Here is a 16,270-nt window from a genome sequence, read left to right on the forward strand (position 1 = left end):
GATGGCCCGGCAACCCGGGCTACCGGAATTTCTTCCAGAGCTTCGGCAGCATCTTGGGCAGGTCTTCCTCTTCCCAATCGGCCCCGGTGGTCGGCGGGGCCAGGAAGTCATAATCCAGGCCCTGGCCTCGGGCTACCGCGCGCGGAAACGTCTCGTCTTCCTCCCGGCCGGTTTGCTGCTCGTAGGCCTTGGTCGCCACGAGCAGCAGGCTTTCAAAGTCACACTCGTAGGGGCCCGGTGCTACGGCGGCCAGGGAGTCGGGGTGTTGCAAGGCCGCCGTGAACACGGCCTGCCCCTGCCCGATCAGCCAGCAGCGGAAGTAGAGGTAGGGGTCGTCGGAAACGTAGCCGTCGATAATCTTCTGCGCGGCCATGATGCCGTAGTCGTCCGCCTCGATGATAAACCGGCGTAGCGTCAGCTCGAAGCCGATGATGTCTTCCAGCGGCCGGGCGGCAAGAGCACCGATCAGGTGTTGGGCCTTGGCATCGGGGTCGGCGGGAGTGGCGGCGGCGGCCTGGTCGATAAGCTGCCAGAAGGCGGCGGTGGGCATGGCGTTCATTCGGTTGGGGCTTTTTTTCGGGGGGCTGTTGCAGACGGCGGCCAAATTTGGCGGTGAACATAGGCAAACTTGCTAGCGCACGGGATGGCCGATTGCGGAATTAGCAGTCGGGAAAAGGAAAAGCACCGAGTCGGCTGGCCGAGCACGGGTCTGCCCAACTCTTTCCCTACCTTTGTTTCCCGTTATGCCAGACCGAACCCCCACTTCCACGGCTGCCACTACGGCCAAGTTCATTTTTGTCACGGGCGGCGTGACCTCCTCGCTGGGCAAAGGCATCGTTTCGGCCTCCCTGGCCAAGCTGCTGCAAGCCCGCGGCTTTCGGGTCACCATCCAGAAGTTCGACCCCTACATCAACATCGACCCGGGCACGCTCAACCCCTACGAACACGGGGAGTGCTACGTGACCGACGACGGGGCCGAAACCGACCTCGACCTGGGCCACTACGAGCGGTTCCTGAACGTGCCCACCTCGCAGGCCAACAACGTGACCACCGGCCGCATCTACGACTCGGTGATTCGCAAGGAGCGCGAGGGTGCCTACCTCGGCAAGACCGTGCAGGTCGTCCCGCACATCACCGACGAGATTAAGCGCCGGATGCTGCTGCTGGGCCAGAAAGGCGAGTTCGACGTGGTCATCACCGAAATCGGCGGCTGCATCGGCGACATCGAGTCGTTGCCCTTCGTGGAGGCCGTGCGCCAGCTGCGCTGGGAGCTGCCGCCCACCGATTCGCTGGTCATTCACCTCACGCTGCTGCCCTACCTGGCGGCGGCCAAGGAGCTCAAGACCAAGCCCACCCAACATTCGGTGCGCGACCTGCGCGAAGCCGGTCTGCAGCCCGACATCCTGGTGTGCCGCTCCGAGCACCCGATTCCGGCCGAGATGCGCAAGAAGATTGCCTTGTTCTGCAACGTGCAGGTCAACTCGGTTATCGAAAGCCTTGACGCCGACAGCATCTACTCCGTGCCCTTGCTCATGCGCAAGGAAAAGCTCGACGAGCGCGTCATCAAGAAGATGAAGCTCGTGGGCGGGGCTGCCGACCCTGACCTCGACGCTTGGAAAGACTTCCTGGGCCGCCTCAAAAACCCCACCGAGGAAGTTACCGTGGCGCTGGTGGGCAAGTACGTGGAGCTACCCGACGCCTACAAATCCATCCTGGAAGCCTTCGTGCACGCCGGGGCGCAGAACGAGTGCAAGGTGACGGTGCGCATGATTCAGTCGGAGCACATCACGGCCGAAACCGTGGCTCAGCAGCTGCACGGCGCCGACGGCGTGCTGGTGGCCCCGGGCTTCGGCGAGCGGGGCTTCGAGGGCAAGCTGGCCGCCATCCGCTACGTGCGCGAGTCGGGCATTCCCTTCTTCGGCATCTGCCTGGGCATGCAGTGCGCCGTGGTCGAATTCGCCCGCAACGTGCTGGGCCTGACCGGCGCCAACTCCACCGAAATGGACCCGCAGACGCCGTATCCGGTTATCGGGCTGATGGAGGAGCAGAAGACCATCACCCAGAAGGGCGGCACCATGCGCCTGGGCTCCTACGTGTGCGAGCTGCGCAAGGGCTCGAAAGCGGCCAAGGCCTACGGCACAAACCGCATCGAGGAGCGCCACCGCCACCGCTACGAGTTCAACGGCGACTTCCGCGAGCAGTACGAAGCCGCCGGCATGGTGGCCTCGGGCACCAACCCCGACACCGGCTTGGTGGAAATGGTGGAGCTGACCAACCACCCCTGGTTTGTGGCCGGCCAATTCCACCCCGAGCTGAAGAGCACCGTGCAGAACCCGCACCCGCTTTTCGTGCGCTTCGTGCGCGCCGCCATTCAACACCACAAGCAGCAGGTGGCCGTGGCGTAAGCGGCCACCACAACGGTAAGCAGAACGTCATTCCGAGCTTGTCGAGGAATCTCGCGTGTTTAGCCGGATAGTAAACTTCTCGTTGAACGAGAAATACGCTACCGGCCGTCAGCACGCGAGATTCCTCGACAAGCTCGGAATGACGTTCTGCTGTTAACGCTTTGGTGTTAACGCTCTTTTTTGGCGGATGCTTACCAATGCGCAGCCCTCTCGGCGGCCAATTTGGCATAGCCCCCTGGCCGCGCCCGGTTGTTGCAGACGCGGCCCGGCTGCGCAGTTCAGGCAGGGTGCAGTCACTTCGCTGATTACCACGTACTTTTGCGGCTCCATTTGGTGGCGCTGAACTGCGTAGGCGGCGCTAACTGCTTTTTACCCAATACCTAATCCATTCATGGATAAGAATCAGGCCACGGGCCTCATGCTCATTTCGGCGCTGCTGCTGGCGTACTTGTTCTTCTTCAAGCCCAAGGCCGAAGAACAAGCCAAGCAGGCCGAGAAACCGGCCGCTGCGGCGGCCGCCAAACCCGCCGCCGCGCCCGTCCCGCTCGACTCGGCCGCCACCGCGCGCCTGCTCGGTGCTTTTGCCGCCGCCGGCCAGGGCCAGGAGCAGAATGTGGAGCTGCGCAACAGCAAAGTGAGCGTGATGCTGAGCACCCGCGGCGGCCGCCCGCAGGTAGTGCTGCTCGAAGGCGAAAAGACCTTCACCGGTCAGCCGCTGTATTTGCTCGACAAGCAGAGCGCCGACATCGACGTGCAAGTGCCGACTTCGGAAGGCCGCCGCGTGAAGCTCAGCAGCCTCTACTTCCGCCCCTCGGCCGTGACGCCGGTGACGGAAAACGGCAAGAAGGGCCAGCGCGTGCAGCTGACGGCTGAGTTGAGCCCCGGCCAGCAGATTCAGCAGACTTATACGCTGTTTGATGACTCCTACCAGCTGGGCTACAACCTGAAATTCCAGAACCTGAACGGGCTGGTGACGGCCGAGCCGCTGACCTACACCTGGCTGGACCACGTGCGCCAGACTGAGCAGAGCGCCAAGCAGAACCGCAACCACTCGACCATCAACTACTACCTCGCCGAAGACGACCTGGGCTCCATTGCCGAGGCCAGCGAGAAGCCCGAGGAGCAGACGGCCCCCGGCGCGGTGAAGTGGATCGGCCACAAGCACGACTTCTTCACCGCCGGCCTGATTGCCGACAAGCCTTTCCCGAGCGGCAAGTTCAACACCAACGTCAACGCCGCCGACTCGTCGTACCTGAAGACCATGCAGAGCACCCTGCAGATTCCGGCCGCCGATGTGCAGTCGGAGCAGGGGGCGAGCTTTCAGTACTACTTCGGCCCGAACTCCTTCCGGGTGCTGAAGGACGTGGCGCCGCATTTCGAGCGCAACGTGTACCTGGGCTGGGGCGTGTTCCGCTACGTGAACCGCTTCCTGGTCATCCCGGTGTTCAACTTCCTGGAGCAGTACATCAGTTCTTACGGCCTGATCATCGTGCTGCTGGTGGTGTTCCTGAAGACGCTGCTGTGGCCGCTGGTGTACAAGTCCTACCTCTCGCAGGCCAAGATGCGGGTGCTCAAGCCCGAAATCGACGAGATTAAGGAGAAGCACGGCGACGACCAGATGGCCGTGCAGCAAGCCACCATGAAGCTTTACCAGAGCACCGGCTCCAGCCCGCTGGCCGGCTGCCTGCCCATGCTGGCCACCCTGCCGATTCTCTTCGCCTTGTTCCAGTTTTTCCCCAACGCCATCGAGCTGCGCGGGGAGTCCTTCCTCTGGGCCAAAGACCTAAGCACCTACGACGCGCCCATCATCCTGCCCTTCACGCTGCCCTTCCTGGGCAACCACATCAGCCTGTTCACGGTGATGATGACCATCAGCACCCTGCTGATGACCTGGCAGAGCAACCAGATGAACCCGGCGGCCATGCAGGGCCCGATGAAGATGTACAGCTACCTGATGCCGCTGATTTTCTTCTTCGTGCTCAACGACTTCCCCGCCGGCCTGACCTGGTACTACTTCGTGTCGAACGTGGTGACCTTCGCCCAGCAAGCTATTACTCGCCGCTTCGTCGACGAAGACAAGCTGCACGCCCAGCTGCAGGCCAACAAGGAAAAAAACAAGGACAAGAAGCCCGCCGGCTTCCAGGCCCGCTTGGCTGAGGCCATGAAGGCCGCCCAGGAGCGCGAAACCGAAGCCCGCAAAAGCGGCCAGCAGTCCAAGAAAAAATAATTTAGGCTTCTGCCTCAAGTAGTTAAAAGCCCTTCCGCGCCTTGCGGAAGGGCTTTTTTGTAGTCGAATATTAGCAACTTGCAGTGTTGGTCCGCTTTTTGGAAAAAGCCAGCCGCATCCCTTCTCCCTCTACAACCGCTATGCGCGCAAACTTACTTCCGTTGGCCCTCGGGGCCCTGTTGCTCGGCTCGCTCTCGGCCTGCTCCGTGAACTACTACGTGGGCGGCACGCGCTACCAGCAAGCTCCGCCCCAGCCCGGCTACGACTACGATTACCCCGCCACCCAGCCCGGGCCGGTGGTCGTGGTGCCCGGCCCCACTTCCCAGCCACCCATCCGCACGGCGCCGCCCGTGCGCAACCCGCCGGTACGCACGCCTCCGGTGCGCACCACGCCCGGTACCGGGCACGGCGGCGGCTCCGGCCCGGGCCACTCGGGCGGCTCGGGAGCCGGCCCTTCGACCCCGCCCAACGCCGGCGGCGGCACCTTGCCGACGGCCCCGCCCAAGCCCATTCCCGGGCAGACCACCACTACCGGCCCGACCCGCCAGCCCGTACGGCAGCAGCCCGACTTGCTGCCCACGGCGCCCCCGAAACCCATGCCGAGCCAAAGCGGCAACCCGGGGCCCACGCGTCAGCCGCCGGTAAAGCAGCCCGACTTGCTGCCCACGGCCCCGCCCAAGCCCATGCCGGAGCAGGCCCCCAGCCCCGGCCCGACGCGCCAGCCCGTGAAGGAAAAGGACTCGGACCTGCTGCCGACCGCGCCGCCCAAGCCCATGCCGACCTCCGCCCCGCAGGGCGAGGCCGTGCCCGCCAGCGGTACTGAGCTGCTGCCGACGGCCCCGCCCAAGCCCGCGCCGAGCCACAGCGAGCAGGCTCCCGCGGCTCCCGAGCCAACCAAGGAGCCCGACCTGCTGCCCACGGCGCCACCCAAGCCCGCACCGCAGAACGAGTCGGAGGGCGCCGGGCCGCGCCGCCGAGGACGCGTAGAGGAAGGAGCAGAAAAGACGCCGTTGGGAGTAAACCAAGGAGCGCCGGCCCAAGCGGCCGGCGCTCCTGTTTTGGTGCTGCGCAAAACGCCCTGCCTGGGACCTTGCCCGCACTTCGAAGCCTCGATTTACGCCGACGGGCGCGTGCATTATGTGGGCTACCGGAACGTGGCCAAAGTGGGCACCTACGAGCTGCAGCTGCCCGCCGACGCCGTGCGCGAAATGATGCGCCGGGCCGATGAAATCGGCTTCAGCAACTTTCAGGACCAGTACGTGAGCGGGGCCACCGACATGCCCTCGACCTACCTGACCTACAACCGCCCGGGCCAGCCCGGCAAAACGGTGCAGGTCGAAGAAGGCGCTCCGGGCGAGTTGATGGGCCTGCTCAATTACGTCGGCAACCTAGTCGACAGCGTGAGCGGGGGCGTAAACCCGGACCGCTAGGCGGCTTTGCCCCGACGCAAAACGGCCCGGCTAGCTAGCCGGGCCGTTTTGCGTCGGGAGTCACTCGGAAGTTAGTCTTTCCACACCCGCTCCAGCACCAGCTGGTTCATGGGGTTGGGGGTGAGGCCGTGCACGTTGTTTTGGGTGAGGCGCACCACTTGGTCGTAGTAGAGCGGAATGACGGGCACGTCGCGCACCACGAGGCGGTCCATGGCTTGGTAGAGGGCCCAGCGGCGGCGGTCGTCGCGCTCCAGCTTGGCTTGCTCGTAGAGCTTGTCGTACTCGGCGTTTTTGTAGTGCGTTTTATTCGGGCCGGCGGGGCTGAAGTTGGGGCTGTAAAACAGGGCCAGGTAGTTTTCCGCGTCGGGGTAGTCGCCCAGCCAGCTTTTGGTGAAGAAGCCCACCCGGCCGTTGTCGACGACCTCCTGCTGGGCCGCCGACTGGTTCACGTCGATGCCGACCTGAATGCCCACCTCGGCCCACTTTTTCTGCAGGTACTCGCACACTTCCTTGCGCTCGGCCACGGTGGTCAGCGTGAGGGCGAGCGGCTTGGCGGGCCCGTAGCCGGCCTGGCGCAGCAGCTCCCGGGCTTTGGCGGGTTGGTACGAGTAGCCGGGCACTTCCTTTTCGCTGTAAGAGGGCAGCGAAGACGGCACGAAGCCCGAGGCGCCGGGCACGCCTACGTTATTGAGAAAGTAAGCCAGCAGCTCAGGCTTGTTCAGCGCGTAGTTCAGGGCCTGGCGCACGCGCCGGTCGCGCAGGGCGGGCTGGTTGGCGGGGCCGCGCAGGTTGGTAGGGTCGAGCTGGAAGCCGAGGTACTCCGTGTTCAGGTACGGCACCTTCTCGAAGCGGAACTTGCCGGCAAAATCCTCGCGCACCTGCCCGTTGGGGTACAGAATCAGGTCGCGGGAGCCGGCGCGGATGCCTGAAAGGAAGTCCAGCTTGCCCTGCTGAAAGGTCAGAAACTCCGATTTACGGTCGGCAATGAAGCTGATCTGCACCGCGTCGAGGTAGGGAAGTTGCTTGCCCTTGGCGTCGCGGCGCCAGTAGTTCGGGTTGCGGTGGTACACGATGGCCGAGCCCTCGTCCCAGCGCTTGAACACGAACGGCCCGGTGCCCACCGGATGCTCCCGGAAGTCTTTGCCGTAGCGCTGCACCGCCTCGCGCGGCACCACGTAGGCGTAAGGCATGGTCAGAATGCCCAAAAACGGGATGAACGGCTCCTTCAGGTAGATGCGCACCGTGGAATCATTCGCCGCCACGAAGGCTGTGTCGGAAGGCTCCCCGTCGGGCGTTTCCAGAATTTTGCCGCGGAAAATCCAGCCGCCGGGGCTGGCCGTGGGCTTGTCGAGGATGCGGCGGAAGGAGTAGACCACGTCCTGGGCCTTCACCTCCCGGCCCTTGCCGCCGGCAAATACCTCCGAGTCGTGGAAGTGCACGCCCGGGCGCAGCACGAAGGTGTAGGTTTTGCCGTCGGGGCTGATTTGGTAGCGCCGGGCCAGGGCGGGGGCGGGGCGCAGCGAGTCGTCGAGGTCGACGAGGCCGTTGTAGAGCTGGGTGACGGCCCAAATATTGGCCTGGTTGCGCGAAAAAGCCGGGTCGAGCGAGGTCAGCGCCTCGGGCTGGTTGTAGCGAAACACCCGGCGCGCGTCGGCCGGCTTATCGGCTGAGCCACAGCTGGCTAAAAAACTTAGGCTCAGCAGGCCGAGCCCCGCGGCGCGGGGGGCACGGCCGTTGAACGGCAAGCGGAAAAGCCGCGGGAAAATCGGCGTTTGCCGGGCCGCAATGGCCGAAACAGCTGATTCTGAGGAGCCCTGAAAGCGGCCCAAACGGGCTAAAAAGCGGGGCATGCGAACGGGAAAGAGGTGTATATTTGTAGCAAAGTACGCCGAAAACCGCGGGCCGCCGCGGCCGTACTACGCAGCTAAAACTCGTCGCATGGAACTCACCTACTACGGCCACGCCAGCTTTGGCCTGCAAGTCGCCGGCTCCCGGCTGCTCTTCGACCCCTTCATCAGCCCCAATCCGCTGGCCAAGGACATCAAGGTCGACGAAATCGAAGCCGATTACATCCTGCTCTCCCACGGCCACGGGGACCACGTCGCCGACGCCGAAGCCGTTGGCAAGCGCACGGGCGCCGAGCTGGTGGCCATAGCCGAAGTGGCGGGCTGGTTCGGCCAAAAAGGCCTGAAGGCCACTTACCAAATGAACATCGGCGGGCGGGTGAAGCTGCCCTTCGGCTCGGTGAAGATGGTGGCCGCCCTGCACAGCTCCTCTCTGCCCGACGGCTCCTACGGCGGCCTGGCGGCGGGCTTCGTGCTCGAAACGGCCGAGGGCAACCTGTACTTCGCCGGCGACACGGCGCTGACCTATGACCTCAAGCTGCTCGGCGAGCAGCACAAGCTTGACGTGGCCCTGTTGCCCATCGGCGACAACTACACCATGGGCATCGACGACGCGCTGACGGCCGCCAAGTGGGTGGGCGTCAAGAAAGTCATCGGCATGCACTTCGATACCTTCCCGGTCATCAAAATCGACCACGCGGAGGCGTTGCGCAAAGCCGAGGCGGCCGGCATCGAACTCATTTTGCCGACCATCGGGCAGAAGATTAATTTGTAAAGTGGTCCGTTGCGCGTTGTCAATTGGCAGTTTCTTACCTTCGAAAACTGAATTGTAGACTGACAACGGACAACTGACCACTGTCAACTAGAAAGAAATGGGCAAAATCATTGCGGTAGCTAACCAGAAAGGCGGCGTGGGCAAAACCACCTCGTCCATCAACCTCGCGGCCTCCCTGGCGGCGCTGGAATACCGCACCCTGCTGGTGGATGCCGACCCGCAGGCCAACGCTACCTCCGGCGTGGGCTTCGACCCCAAGGACATTCAGCACAGCATCTACGAGTGCATGGTCGACGGCATCAATGCCCAGGACATCATCCTGCCGACCAACATCCTGCCCCACCTCGACCTGATGCCCTCCCACATCGACCTCGTCGGGGCCGAAGTGGAGATGATCAACCTGCCAAACCGGGAGGAGAAGATGAAAACCGCGCTGGCCCCCATCGTGGAGCAGTACGACTTCATCATCATCGACTGCTCGCCCTCGCTGGGCCTCATCACGGTGAATGCCCTGACGGCGGCCAACTCGGTTATCATCCCGGTGCAGTGCGAGTACTTCGCCCTGGAGGGCCTGGGCAAGCTCTTGAACACCATCAAGATCATCCAGAGCCGCCTGAATCCGCAGCTGGAAATCGAGGGCATCCTGCTCACGATGTACGACGTGCGCCTGCGCCTCTCCAACCAAGTGGTGGAGGAAGTGAAGCTGCACTTCCAGCAGCTCGTGTTCGACACCATCATCCCGCGCAACGTGAAGCTGTCGGAGTCGCCGAGCTTCGGCATTCCCGTCATCCTGCACGACGCCGAGAGCAAGGGCTCGATCAGCTACCTGAACCTAGCCCGCGAAATCGTGGAGAAGAACGTGGTGCCCGGCGGCGAAGGCGCCTACGCCGAAGACGATGCCGCGTAAGCACCGCCAACGTGAAACCCGAAAGCCCCGGCCAGCGCCGGGGCTTTTTTTATGAGCCGGCGCGAGGGTAGAACGTGACGCCAAGCCTTGCCACGCGGGCACCGCTGATTGGCGGACCCGGGAACGGAAGCAGCAGTGGGCTTGGCCAACCGGGAGGCGTTTCACCGTTTGCCCAGCAAAAGCCACCGTTCGCACAGAGGGGGCGGGCCCCAGCCGAAACGCCCGGTTGGGCGGGGGAGGGGCCACCTAATTTTGGCTCAGTCAACCGGAGATAAGGGCGCGAGACGCCGCCGGATGCCGCTCAACCACTGCTTCTTCTGCTCATCATGGCCCCTGTTTTTGCCTCCGCTTCGTCCTCCATCCGCCGCGCTGCTCTGGCCGGTTTCCTGGGCTTGCTGGCCACCGCCGCCCAGGCTCAAACCATTTCGAGCTTCTCGCCCCAGGGCGGGGTGACGGGCACGCAGATTACCATCACCGGCCTGGCCCTGGGCAACACCTCGGCCGTGCTGCTGAACGGGCAGCCGATGCCCATCGTGTCGAAGGGCACCACGCAGGTGACGGTGAAAATTCCGGCCGCGGCCAGCTCGGGCAAGATCCTGCTGGTGTCGACCGTCAGCGGCGTGTCGACCAGCGCGGTGAGCAGCAACGTGCTCTTCGCCACCCGCACCTCGGCCGGCGTGTACCTGCCGCAGGTGGGCACCGCGGCGGTTATTGCCGCGGCGGGCACCACGGCCGGGCAGTACTCCACCCCGACCTTCGCCGACCTGAACAACGACGGCGCGCAGGACTTGCTGGTGGGCTACTCCGACGGCACCATCAAGAGCTACACCTTCAACAGCGCGGCCGGCACCTTCGGCGCGGGCGTGAACCTGACCAACACCACCGGCAACACCGTGTTTACCACCGTGGCCGGCACGGCGGGCAGCTACGCCAAGCCCACGGCCACCGACCTCGACGGGGACGGCCTGCTCGACCTCATCGTGGGTACGGGCACCAACCAGACGCTGGCCCGCTACGAGCAGACCACGGCCGGCGGCACGGCTTTCGGCGCCCAGCAGCTGCTGACGGCCAGCTATACCAACACCCCGACCAGCTTCTTCAACATCGACATGGGCTACAACTACCCGCGCCCGGTGGTGACGGACCTCGACGGCAATGGCAAGCTGGACCTCATCGTGGGCGACGACAACGGCATGCTGGCCCGCTTCGAGCAACTCGACAACACGACCAACGCCGGCAAGTTCTCGACCCTGACCACGAGCACCACCGCCGCTTTTTCCTACCTGAAGCTGGCCAATGGCACCACCATCGACGTGGGCAATACCTCCAAGCCCCAGGTGACGGACCTCGACGGCGACGGGAAAATTGACTTGCTGGTGGGCACCCGCACCGGCTACGTGCAGCGCTACGAGCAAAGCGTCACCAACGGCGTGGCCTTCAACGACCTGGGCACCGTGGCCTACACCAATACCAACACGGCCATCAAAGTCGGCACCGCCGGCACCGACAACAACTACGCCGCACCCGCCATCGGCGACGTGGACGGCGACGGGGTAGAAGACCTGGCCATCGGCAGCAACGACGGCGCCGTTATGCGCTTCGAGCAGGTGGCTGCCACGCCCACGCCCCTGCCCGTGGTTCTGACCAGCTTCGGCGGCCAAGCTACCCCGGCCGGCGTGAAGCTGAGCTGGATTACCGCCCAGGAGAAAAACAGCGCCGCCTTCTACGTGGAGCGCTCCGCCGACGGCAAAATCTTCGCGACGGTGGGGGAAGTAGCCGCCGCCGGCAACAGTACCACCGCCCGCAGCTACCAGTTCCTCGACGCCGGCGCCGCCGGCACCCGCTACTACCGCCTGCGCCAGGTCGACCAAGACGGCACCACCGACTACTCGGCCGTTGTGGTGGTGAGCTCCCAAGCCACCGTGGCCGGCCCCGGCGCCGCCGCTTACCCCAATCCCTTTGTGGATGCGCTCTACGTGGCGCTTCCTGCCGGCACCGAGCCCCAGGCGGCCCACGCCGAGCTGCTAAACCTGGCCGGCCAGCCTATCTTCAGCGCTAAACTGCAGCTGCAAGCCACGCCCCAGCCGCTGAGCGGCCTGCCCGCCCTGACGCCCGGCATCTACGTGCTGCGCCTCACCACGGCCGCCGGCACCACCACCGTGCAGCGCCTCGTGCGCCGCTAAATCCTGTTGCCTCATCGGTTGCCGCCCCGCCGTCGTTCAACTCCGGACGACGGCGGGGCGGCGGCATGTAGACTGCGGAGCCGGCCCCGCTCGCCGGCGAAAGAGCCGCCAGCATGACCAGCGCCCAGCCTACTGCCGGGCCCTGGCCGTCGCGCAGGTTAGCACAGGCCCCCGATGCAGTTAGGCTCAGCCGGGAAAATATGAAAAAAGGTGGGGGGCGGCGGGGCCGAAACTTGGCATGGCTGGCTGATAAGCCGTAGATTCAACCCACCGCTTGCCCTGCTCCGCCACTGCGGGGTGGGAGCAGCGGCCGCTTCAGCCCCGCGGCCAGCGGTACCACCTCTAATTCTCCTGCCGTGCGTAGACTTCTACTCTGCTCGCTGCTCGCCGGAATCAGCTCCGGCAATGCCTTTTTGACCACGGCCGCCAGCGGCCCGACGCTTGCGCCGGCGGCGCTGGCCGCCCCGGTACAGGGCATCGGCACCGGCCTGACGGCTTCGTATTTCACCAACGGCACGCTGGCCGGCGCGCCCGTGCTGCGCCGCGTCGACCCGAGCTTGGATTTTCGCTGGAACCAGGGCGTACCCGCGCCGGGCATTCCGCAAGACAACTTCTCGGTGCGCTGGGAAGGCATGCTGGCCTCGCCCGGCACCGGCAATTACCGCTTCGTGGCCCGCACCGACGACGAAGTGCGCCTCTGGATCAACGGCAAAATTGTGCTGGATACTTTCAACGGCAAAAAGAAGAACGGGGAAGGCTCGGTAGGGCTGGCGGCCGGCGAAAAAGCCACCATCAAGCTCGAATTTGCCGAAGCCGACGGCGACGCCCACCTGCAGCTGCTCTGGGCCGGCCCGGGTCAGGCGCCGCAAATTATTCCGACGAGCTACCTCTACCCGCTGGAAGGCCCCGGCATGCCCACGGCCACTCCCCCGGTAGCGGCGCCCGCGCCGGCCCCCGCCCCCAAGGCCGTAGCCAAGGCCAGCGCCGAGGTTGACAAAGCCGAAACCAAGGCCGCTAAGGCCGAGGCCAAAGTCGAAGACAAAGTGGACAAGGCCGAAGCCAAGGTGGCCAAGGCCGAAAGCAAAGCCGATAAGGCCAGCGCCAAAGTAGCCGAAGCCGAAGCCAAGGCCAAAGCCAAAGCGGAGGCTACCGCCAAAGCCAAGGCCGACGCCCAGGCCAAAGCCGAGGCCGACGCACCCGTTGCGGTGGAGCCCGGCGTGTACGTGCTCACCTCGCGCACCACTGGCAAGCCGCTGGAAGTGGTGGACCCGGCCCGCCCCAACAGCCGCGCCTACCAAGCCGCCGGCCTGACCACCACCGACACCAACAAGGGCGCTCCGCAGTGGCGCATCGAGAGCCTGGGCAACGGCTATTATCGCCTGCTGGTGCCCGGCAACAACAAAGTGCTGGAAGTGCTCGGCTCGTCGACCTCCAACGGCACGCCGATGAACGTGTGGACCTACTACAGCGGCAACAACCAGCTCTGGCGCATCGAGCCCACCGAGCACGGCTACTACAAGCTGCTGGCCAAGCACAGCAACAAGGCCCTCTCGGTGCGCGACTCGGTGGACGGGGCCGTGCAATGGCGCTACAGCGGCAAGGAAAGCCAGATGTGGAAGCTCACGCCGGTGCAGGACGAAGAGCCGGCCCCGCTCATCATGGCCGGCGCCCGGCCCGGCGTGGGGGCCAACAAGATGAGCATCTACCCCAACCCCTCGAACGGCGTGGTGCAGCTGCGCTACGAGCTGCCCGAGGCCATTCCCATGGGTTGGGTGCTCTACAACCAGAGCGGCGCCCCGGTGCGCGTGTCGGACTACCGCCGCCAGAACGCGGGCCTGCACCACCAGACCCTGGACTTCACCGGCCTGCCCCCGGGCGACTACAACCTGCGCATGACCGTGGGCACCGTGACCACGCGCGAGCAGCTGCAGCTGCGCAAGGTGCGCCCGGCCGAGGCCGCCCCGCTCGGCGAGTAAGCCCCGCAAACCTTCCATAGAAAACGCCAACGGCGGCCCTGCTCAGGACCGCCGTTGGCGTTTTTAGTTCGTAGGCCGGCCTCAGTGCGTGACGAGTACCCGGCCCACGGCGGCGGTGCCGGCCCCCTCGATGCGCAGAAAGTACACGCCGGCGGCCAGCCCGGATACGTCGAAGGTGTGCGGCACGGCGGGGTGCACGGCGGCGCTCAGGCCGGTGGGCTGCCCCAGACTGGTGAGCAGGCTGGCGCGCAGGTCGTTGGCCGTGCCGCCGTCGGGCATTACCGTAAGGGTGCTGGTAGCAGGGCTGGGGTAGGCCTGAATGCGCACGCCGGTGGCTGCGAAGCTGGCCGTCACCACGTAGGTCGTCACCGGCTCGGTGACGGTAGCGTGGCCGGAAGTGGGGCCAATGGCGCCGGCGGGCACCACGCCGTAGTACGTCGGGCCGGCCGTGTAGGGGTAGGCGCCTTCGTAGAGGCGGTTGATGGTCACGAAGTAGGCGTAGGTGCCCTGTGGGTACTCGGGCGTCACGCAGAAGCGGCCGTTGTGGCTGTCCAGGTCGCCGCGGCCGGCCACGTACTCGTAGTCTTCCACGTAGTAGCCCAGCGGCCGGGTGGTGGATACCGGCGGGCCGTATTGGCTGGCGCTGAGCACCGTGCCGTTGGGCAGCGTGGTGCGGGCGCTGAGGCTGCGGGTGCGGTAGGCGGTGCGCATGCTCTTGACCGGGCCCGGCGTGCTGGCGTTGGCGTAGCCGTAGGCCCCGTAGATGGGGTAGCCGTCGAGGGCGAAGCCGATGAGCGGGGAGTGGCGCGAGCTGTCGTGGTCGTCGTAAAGGCAGCGCGGGTTCAGGTGGTGGTGGTACTCGCCGTTGCCGGCCGGGTGACCCAGGCAGCTGTCGAAACTGGGGCCTTCCACCACCACGGCGTTCTGGTTCCACACGCCCTGGTTGTTATAGCTCATGGCATCCAGGGCGTTGAACATGCTCACCCCGTTGCTCCAGAGGCCCGAGTGGCCCAGCGGCGTGGCGGTGGGCGTGCCCGCGTTGGGCTGGGGCGTACGGGTGATTTTGAACACGAAGTTCTGGTTGGTCGCCGTGTTCGGGTTGTTCGGCCAGGGCCCGATGGTGTAGCTCGGCACGCCGGTGCACGTCACGTACACGTTGCCGGCCGAGTACTGCACCCGCTGCACGTTGCTTGGAATGCCGTTGAAGCCGGCCGCCCCGGTGGTATTCACAATCCAGGCGCTGACGTTGGGGGTAACCTGAGCCCGGGCTAGCGCGGGGAACAGCAGCAACAGAACGTAGAGGTATTTGGGCATGCGGCGGGGAATGGCGCCGGCAGCGGCGTTGTCGCCGGCCCGGCGAAGCTACGGGCGCGCCGCCGCCGCCGCGTGCCTAATCGACGGAAAGCTAGCGTGAACCGACCAACGGCGCGTATGCCCACGCCTCAGTCGCCCTGCTGCAGCCAGGTGTAGCGCCGCCCGTCCCAGTACACCAGCCCGCCGCTATACTGCTCGTCGGTGGCCAAGATGAGCAGGCCCGGCCGGCGCAGCCGCACGGGGCGCGTGCCCGCCACGTCGCCGCCGGCAGTGGTGACGGTGGCCTCCGCCGAGGTTGCCTTGTACAGCTTCCACTCCGTGAGCCAGTCGAAATTGTCGCCGCCGTTGCCGAAGCGGTGGCCGGCCCCCAGCACCGCCGGCGCGGCCGCGCCCTGGTGCAGCACCACGATACCCCGGCGCTGCCGCCGGTCGACGACCAGCACGGCCACATCGGTTTTGCCGTCCCCGTCGAAATCTGCCTGCTGCGTGGCCGGCTGCAGGTAGGCCTTGCGGGAGTAGGTGCGGCCCAGGCCGGCGGCCTGCCAGCGGGCTTCGGCCCAGGCGGGCAGGGGAGGAGTGGGCGCCGGAGGCAACGTGAAGGGCATCATGAAGGCTAGCGGGACTGTTTGTACTCGCGGTTGAGCTGGGTGAAATACTTGTCGAGCAGAATGTAAGCGGCTTGGGTGGTAAGTAGCTCATCCAACTGATGCACGTCGGCATCGGGTACCAGCTGCGGCCCGCGGCGCCGCAGCAGCTGTGCGACGCTTCTTTTTAGCACGGTTGGCTGGAAAGGGCCTTTCATGTTATCCAGCACATGCAGGCAAGCCAAGGCCGGTTCGCCGGGGTCGGTGCTGCGCAGCAGCAGGCGTACAAAAAACGGCAGGTGCTTGGTGCAGTCGTAGGAGCTGCAGGCCCAAATGAAATTGGCCGCAAAACCCGTGTTGCCGGGGTCGGCAATAGCTTTCAGCAGGGGCCGCAGCACCCGTTCGTCCTTCGCCTTTTCAAAGACCCGGCTGATGAAATACTTCACCTCCTGGTGAGGCGTCGCGTTCAAGCGCTTCATCAGCAGGCCGATGGCCTTGGCCCGGGGCTGCTCCAGCCCGTGTAGCACCTGCTCAAAATCCGCGGCCAGCGCGGTATTGCCGGCGGCCTGGGCTTCGCGCCAGTACTGCCGGGCGCGTTGGCCGTGGGTTTGCTTTTTGGTCATTA

General features: G+C 65.3%; 12 protein-coding genes. 7 read left to right on the forward strand and 5 right to left on the reverse strand.

Going from position 1 to position 16,270, the window contains the following annotated elements; genetic code table 11:
• Positions 1-19 precede the first annotated feature (19 nt).
• Positions 20-550 (reverse strand): DUF4240 domain-containing protein, encoded by a 531-nt coding sequence (locus LJ737_RS09370; RefSeq protein WP_227764992.1) that lies wholly within the window; start codon positions 548-550, stop codon positions 20-22.
• Between the two features lie 193 nt (positions 551-743).
• On the opposite strand from LJ737_RS09370, the gene pyrG reads away from it, so the two are divergent.
• The 3 genes from pyrG (at position 744) to LJ737_RS09385 (ending at position 6,062) form a co-directional block, all read left to right on the forward strand.
• A complete protein-coding gene (gene pyrG / locus LJ737_RS09375; RefSeq protein WP_227764993.1) occupies positions 744-2,405 on the forward strand; it encodes a CTP synthase in 1,662 nt (553 codons plus the stop codon).
• A 391-nt stretch (positions 2,406-2,796) separates the two neighbouring features.
• Entirely contained in the window at positions 2,797-4,632 is a 1,836-nt protein-coding gene (yidC, locus tag LJ737_RS09380) for a membrane protein insertase YidC (RefSeq protein ID WP_227764996.1), read from the forward strand.
• A 140-nt stretch (positions 4,633-4,772) separates the two neighbouring features.
• A complete protein-coding gene (locus LJ737_RS09385) occupies positions 4,773-6,062 on the forward strand; it encodes a DUF6438 domain-containing protein (RefSeq protein ID WP_227764998.1) in 1,290 nt (429 codons plus the stop codon).
• Between the two features lie 71 nt (positions 6,063-6,133).
• Here the strand turns inward: LJ737_RS09385 and LJ737_RS09390 are convergent, their stop codons facing one another.
• Positions 6,134-7,912 carry an ABC transporter substrate-binding protein gene (locus LJ737_RS09390; RefSeq protein ID WP_227765000.1) on the reverse strand — a complete coding sequence of 593 codons (1,779 nt, stop codon included), beginning with the start codon at positions 7,910-7,912 and terminating at the stop codon, positions 6,134-6,136.
• 88 nt (positions 7,913-8,000) lie between these two features.
• Here LJ737_RS09390 and LJ737_RS09395 point away from each other — a divergent pair, with 88 nt between their 5' ends.
• From LJ737_RS09395 to LJ737_RS09410, 4 genes are all read left to right on the forward strand, one after another.
• On the forward strand, positions 8,001-8,681 hold the full coding sequence (locus LJ737_RS09395) for a metal-dependent hydrolase (protein ID WP_227765002.1): 681 nt from the start codon (positions 8,001-8,003) through the stop codon (positions 8,679-8,681).
• A 97-nt stretch (positions 8,682-8,778) separates the two neighbouring features.
• Complete coding sequence (locus LJ737_RS09400) at positions 8,779-9,588, forward strand: ParA family protein (protein WP_227765004.1); 810 nt, start codon at positions 8,779-8,781, stop codon at positions 9,586-9,588.
• Between the two features lie 326 nt (positions 9,589-9,914).
• Positions 9,915-11,771, forward strand: a complete 1,857-nt coding sequence (locus LJ737_RS09405) for an FG-GAP-like repeat-containing protein (RefSeq protein ID WP_227765007.1) — start codon at positions 9,915-9,917, stop codon at positions 11,769-11,771.
• A gap of 356 nt (positions 11,772-12,127) precedes the next feature.
• Positions 12,128-13,747 carry a PA14 domain-containing protein gene (locus LJ737_RS09410; RefSeq protein WP_227765009.1) on the forward strand — a complete coding sequence of 540 codons (1,620 nt, stop codon included), beginning with the start codon at positions 12,128-12,130 and terminating at the stop codon, positions 13,745-13,747.
• A gap of 81 nt (positions 13,748-13,828) precedes the next feature.
• On the opposite strand, the gene LJ737_RS09415 is transcribed toward LJ737_RS09410, so the two are convergent.
• From LJ737_RS09415 to LJ737_RS09425, 3 genes are all read right to left on the reverse strand, one after another.
• Entirely contained in the window at positions 13,829-15,061 is a 1,233-nt protein-coding gene (locus tag LJ737_RS09415) for a YHYH protein (RefSeq protein WP_227765011.1), read from the reverse strand.
• A 128-nt stretch (positions 15,062-15,189) separates the two neighbouring features.
• Positions 15,190-15,669 carry a hypothetical protein gene (locus tag LJ737_RS09420; protein WP_227765013.1) on the reverse strand — a complete coding sequence of 160 codons (480 nt, stop codon included), beginning with the start codon at positions 15,667-15,669 and terminating at the stop codon, positions 15,190-15,192.
• Between the two features lie 5 nt (positions 15,670-15,674).
• Positions 15,675-16,268 (reverse strand): hypothetical protein, encoded by a 594-nt coding sequence (locus tag LJ737_RS09425; RefSeq protein ID WP_227765015.1) that lies wholly within the window; start codon positions 16,266-16,268, stop codon positions 15,675-15,677.
• Between the last annotated feature and the right edge of the window lie 2 nt (positions 16,269-16,270).

This window comes from Hymenobacter sp. 15J16-1T3B (assembly GCF_020711235.1).
Lineage (GTDB): Bacteria > Bacteroidota > Bacteroidia > Cytophagales > Hymenobacteraceae > Solirubrum.

Coding starts and splice junctions, on each gene's coding strand:
- LJ737_RS09370 (WP_227764992.1), bottom strand. CDS start 550: ATGCCCACCGCCGCCTTCTGGCAGCTTATCGACCAGGCCGCCGCCGCC.
- pyrG (WP_227764993.1), top strand. CDS start 744: ATGCCAGACCGAACCCCCACTTCCACGGCTGCCACTACGGCCAAGTTC.
- yidC (WP_227764996.1), top strand. CDS start 2,797: ATGGATAAGAATCAGGCCACGGGCCTCATGCTCATTTCGGCGCTGCTG.
- LJ737_RS09385 (WP_227764998.1), top strand. CDS start 4,773: ATGCGCGCAAACTTACTTCCGTTGGCCCTCGGGGCCCTGTTGCTCGGC.
- LJ737_RS09390 (WP_227765000.1), bottom strand. CDS start 7,912: ATGCCCCGCTTTTTAGCCCGTTTGGGCCGCTTTCAGGGCTCCTCAGAA.
- LJ737_RS09395 (WP_227765002.1), top strand. CDS start 8,001: ATGGAACTCACCTACTACGGCCACGCCAGCTTTGGCCTGCAAGTCGCC.
- LJ737_RS09400 (WP_227765004.1), top strand. CDS start 8,779: ATGGGCAAAATCATTGCGGTAGCTAACCAGAAAGGCGGCGTGGGCAAA.
- LJ737_RS09405 (WP_227765007.1), top strand. CDS start 9,915: ATGGCCCCTGTTTTTGCCTCCGCTTCGTCCTCCATCCGCCGCGCTGCT.
- LJ737_RS09415 (WP_227765011.1), bottom strand. CDS start 15,061: ATGCCCAAATACCTCTACGTTCTGTTGCTGCTGTTCCCCGCGCTAGCC.
- LJ737_RS09420 (WP_227765013.1), bottom strand. CDS start 15,669: ATGATGCCCTTCACGTTGCCTCCGGCGCCCACTCCTCCCCTGCCCGCC.
- LJ737_RS09425 (WP_227765015.1), bottom strand. CDS start 16,268: ATGACCAAAAAGCAAACCCACGGCCAACGCGCCCGGCAGTACTGGCGC.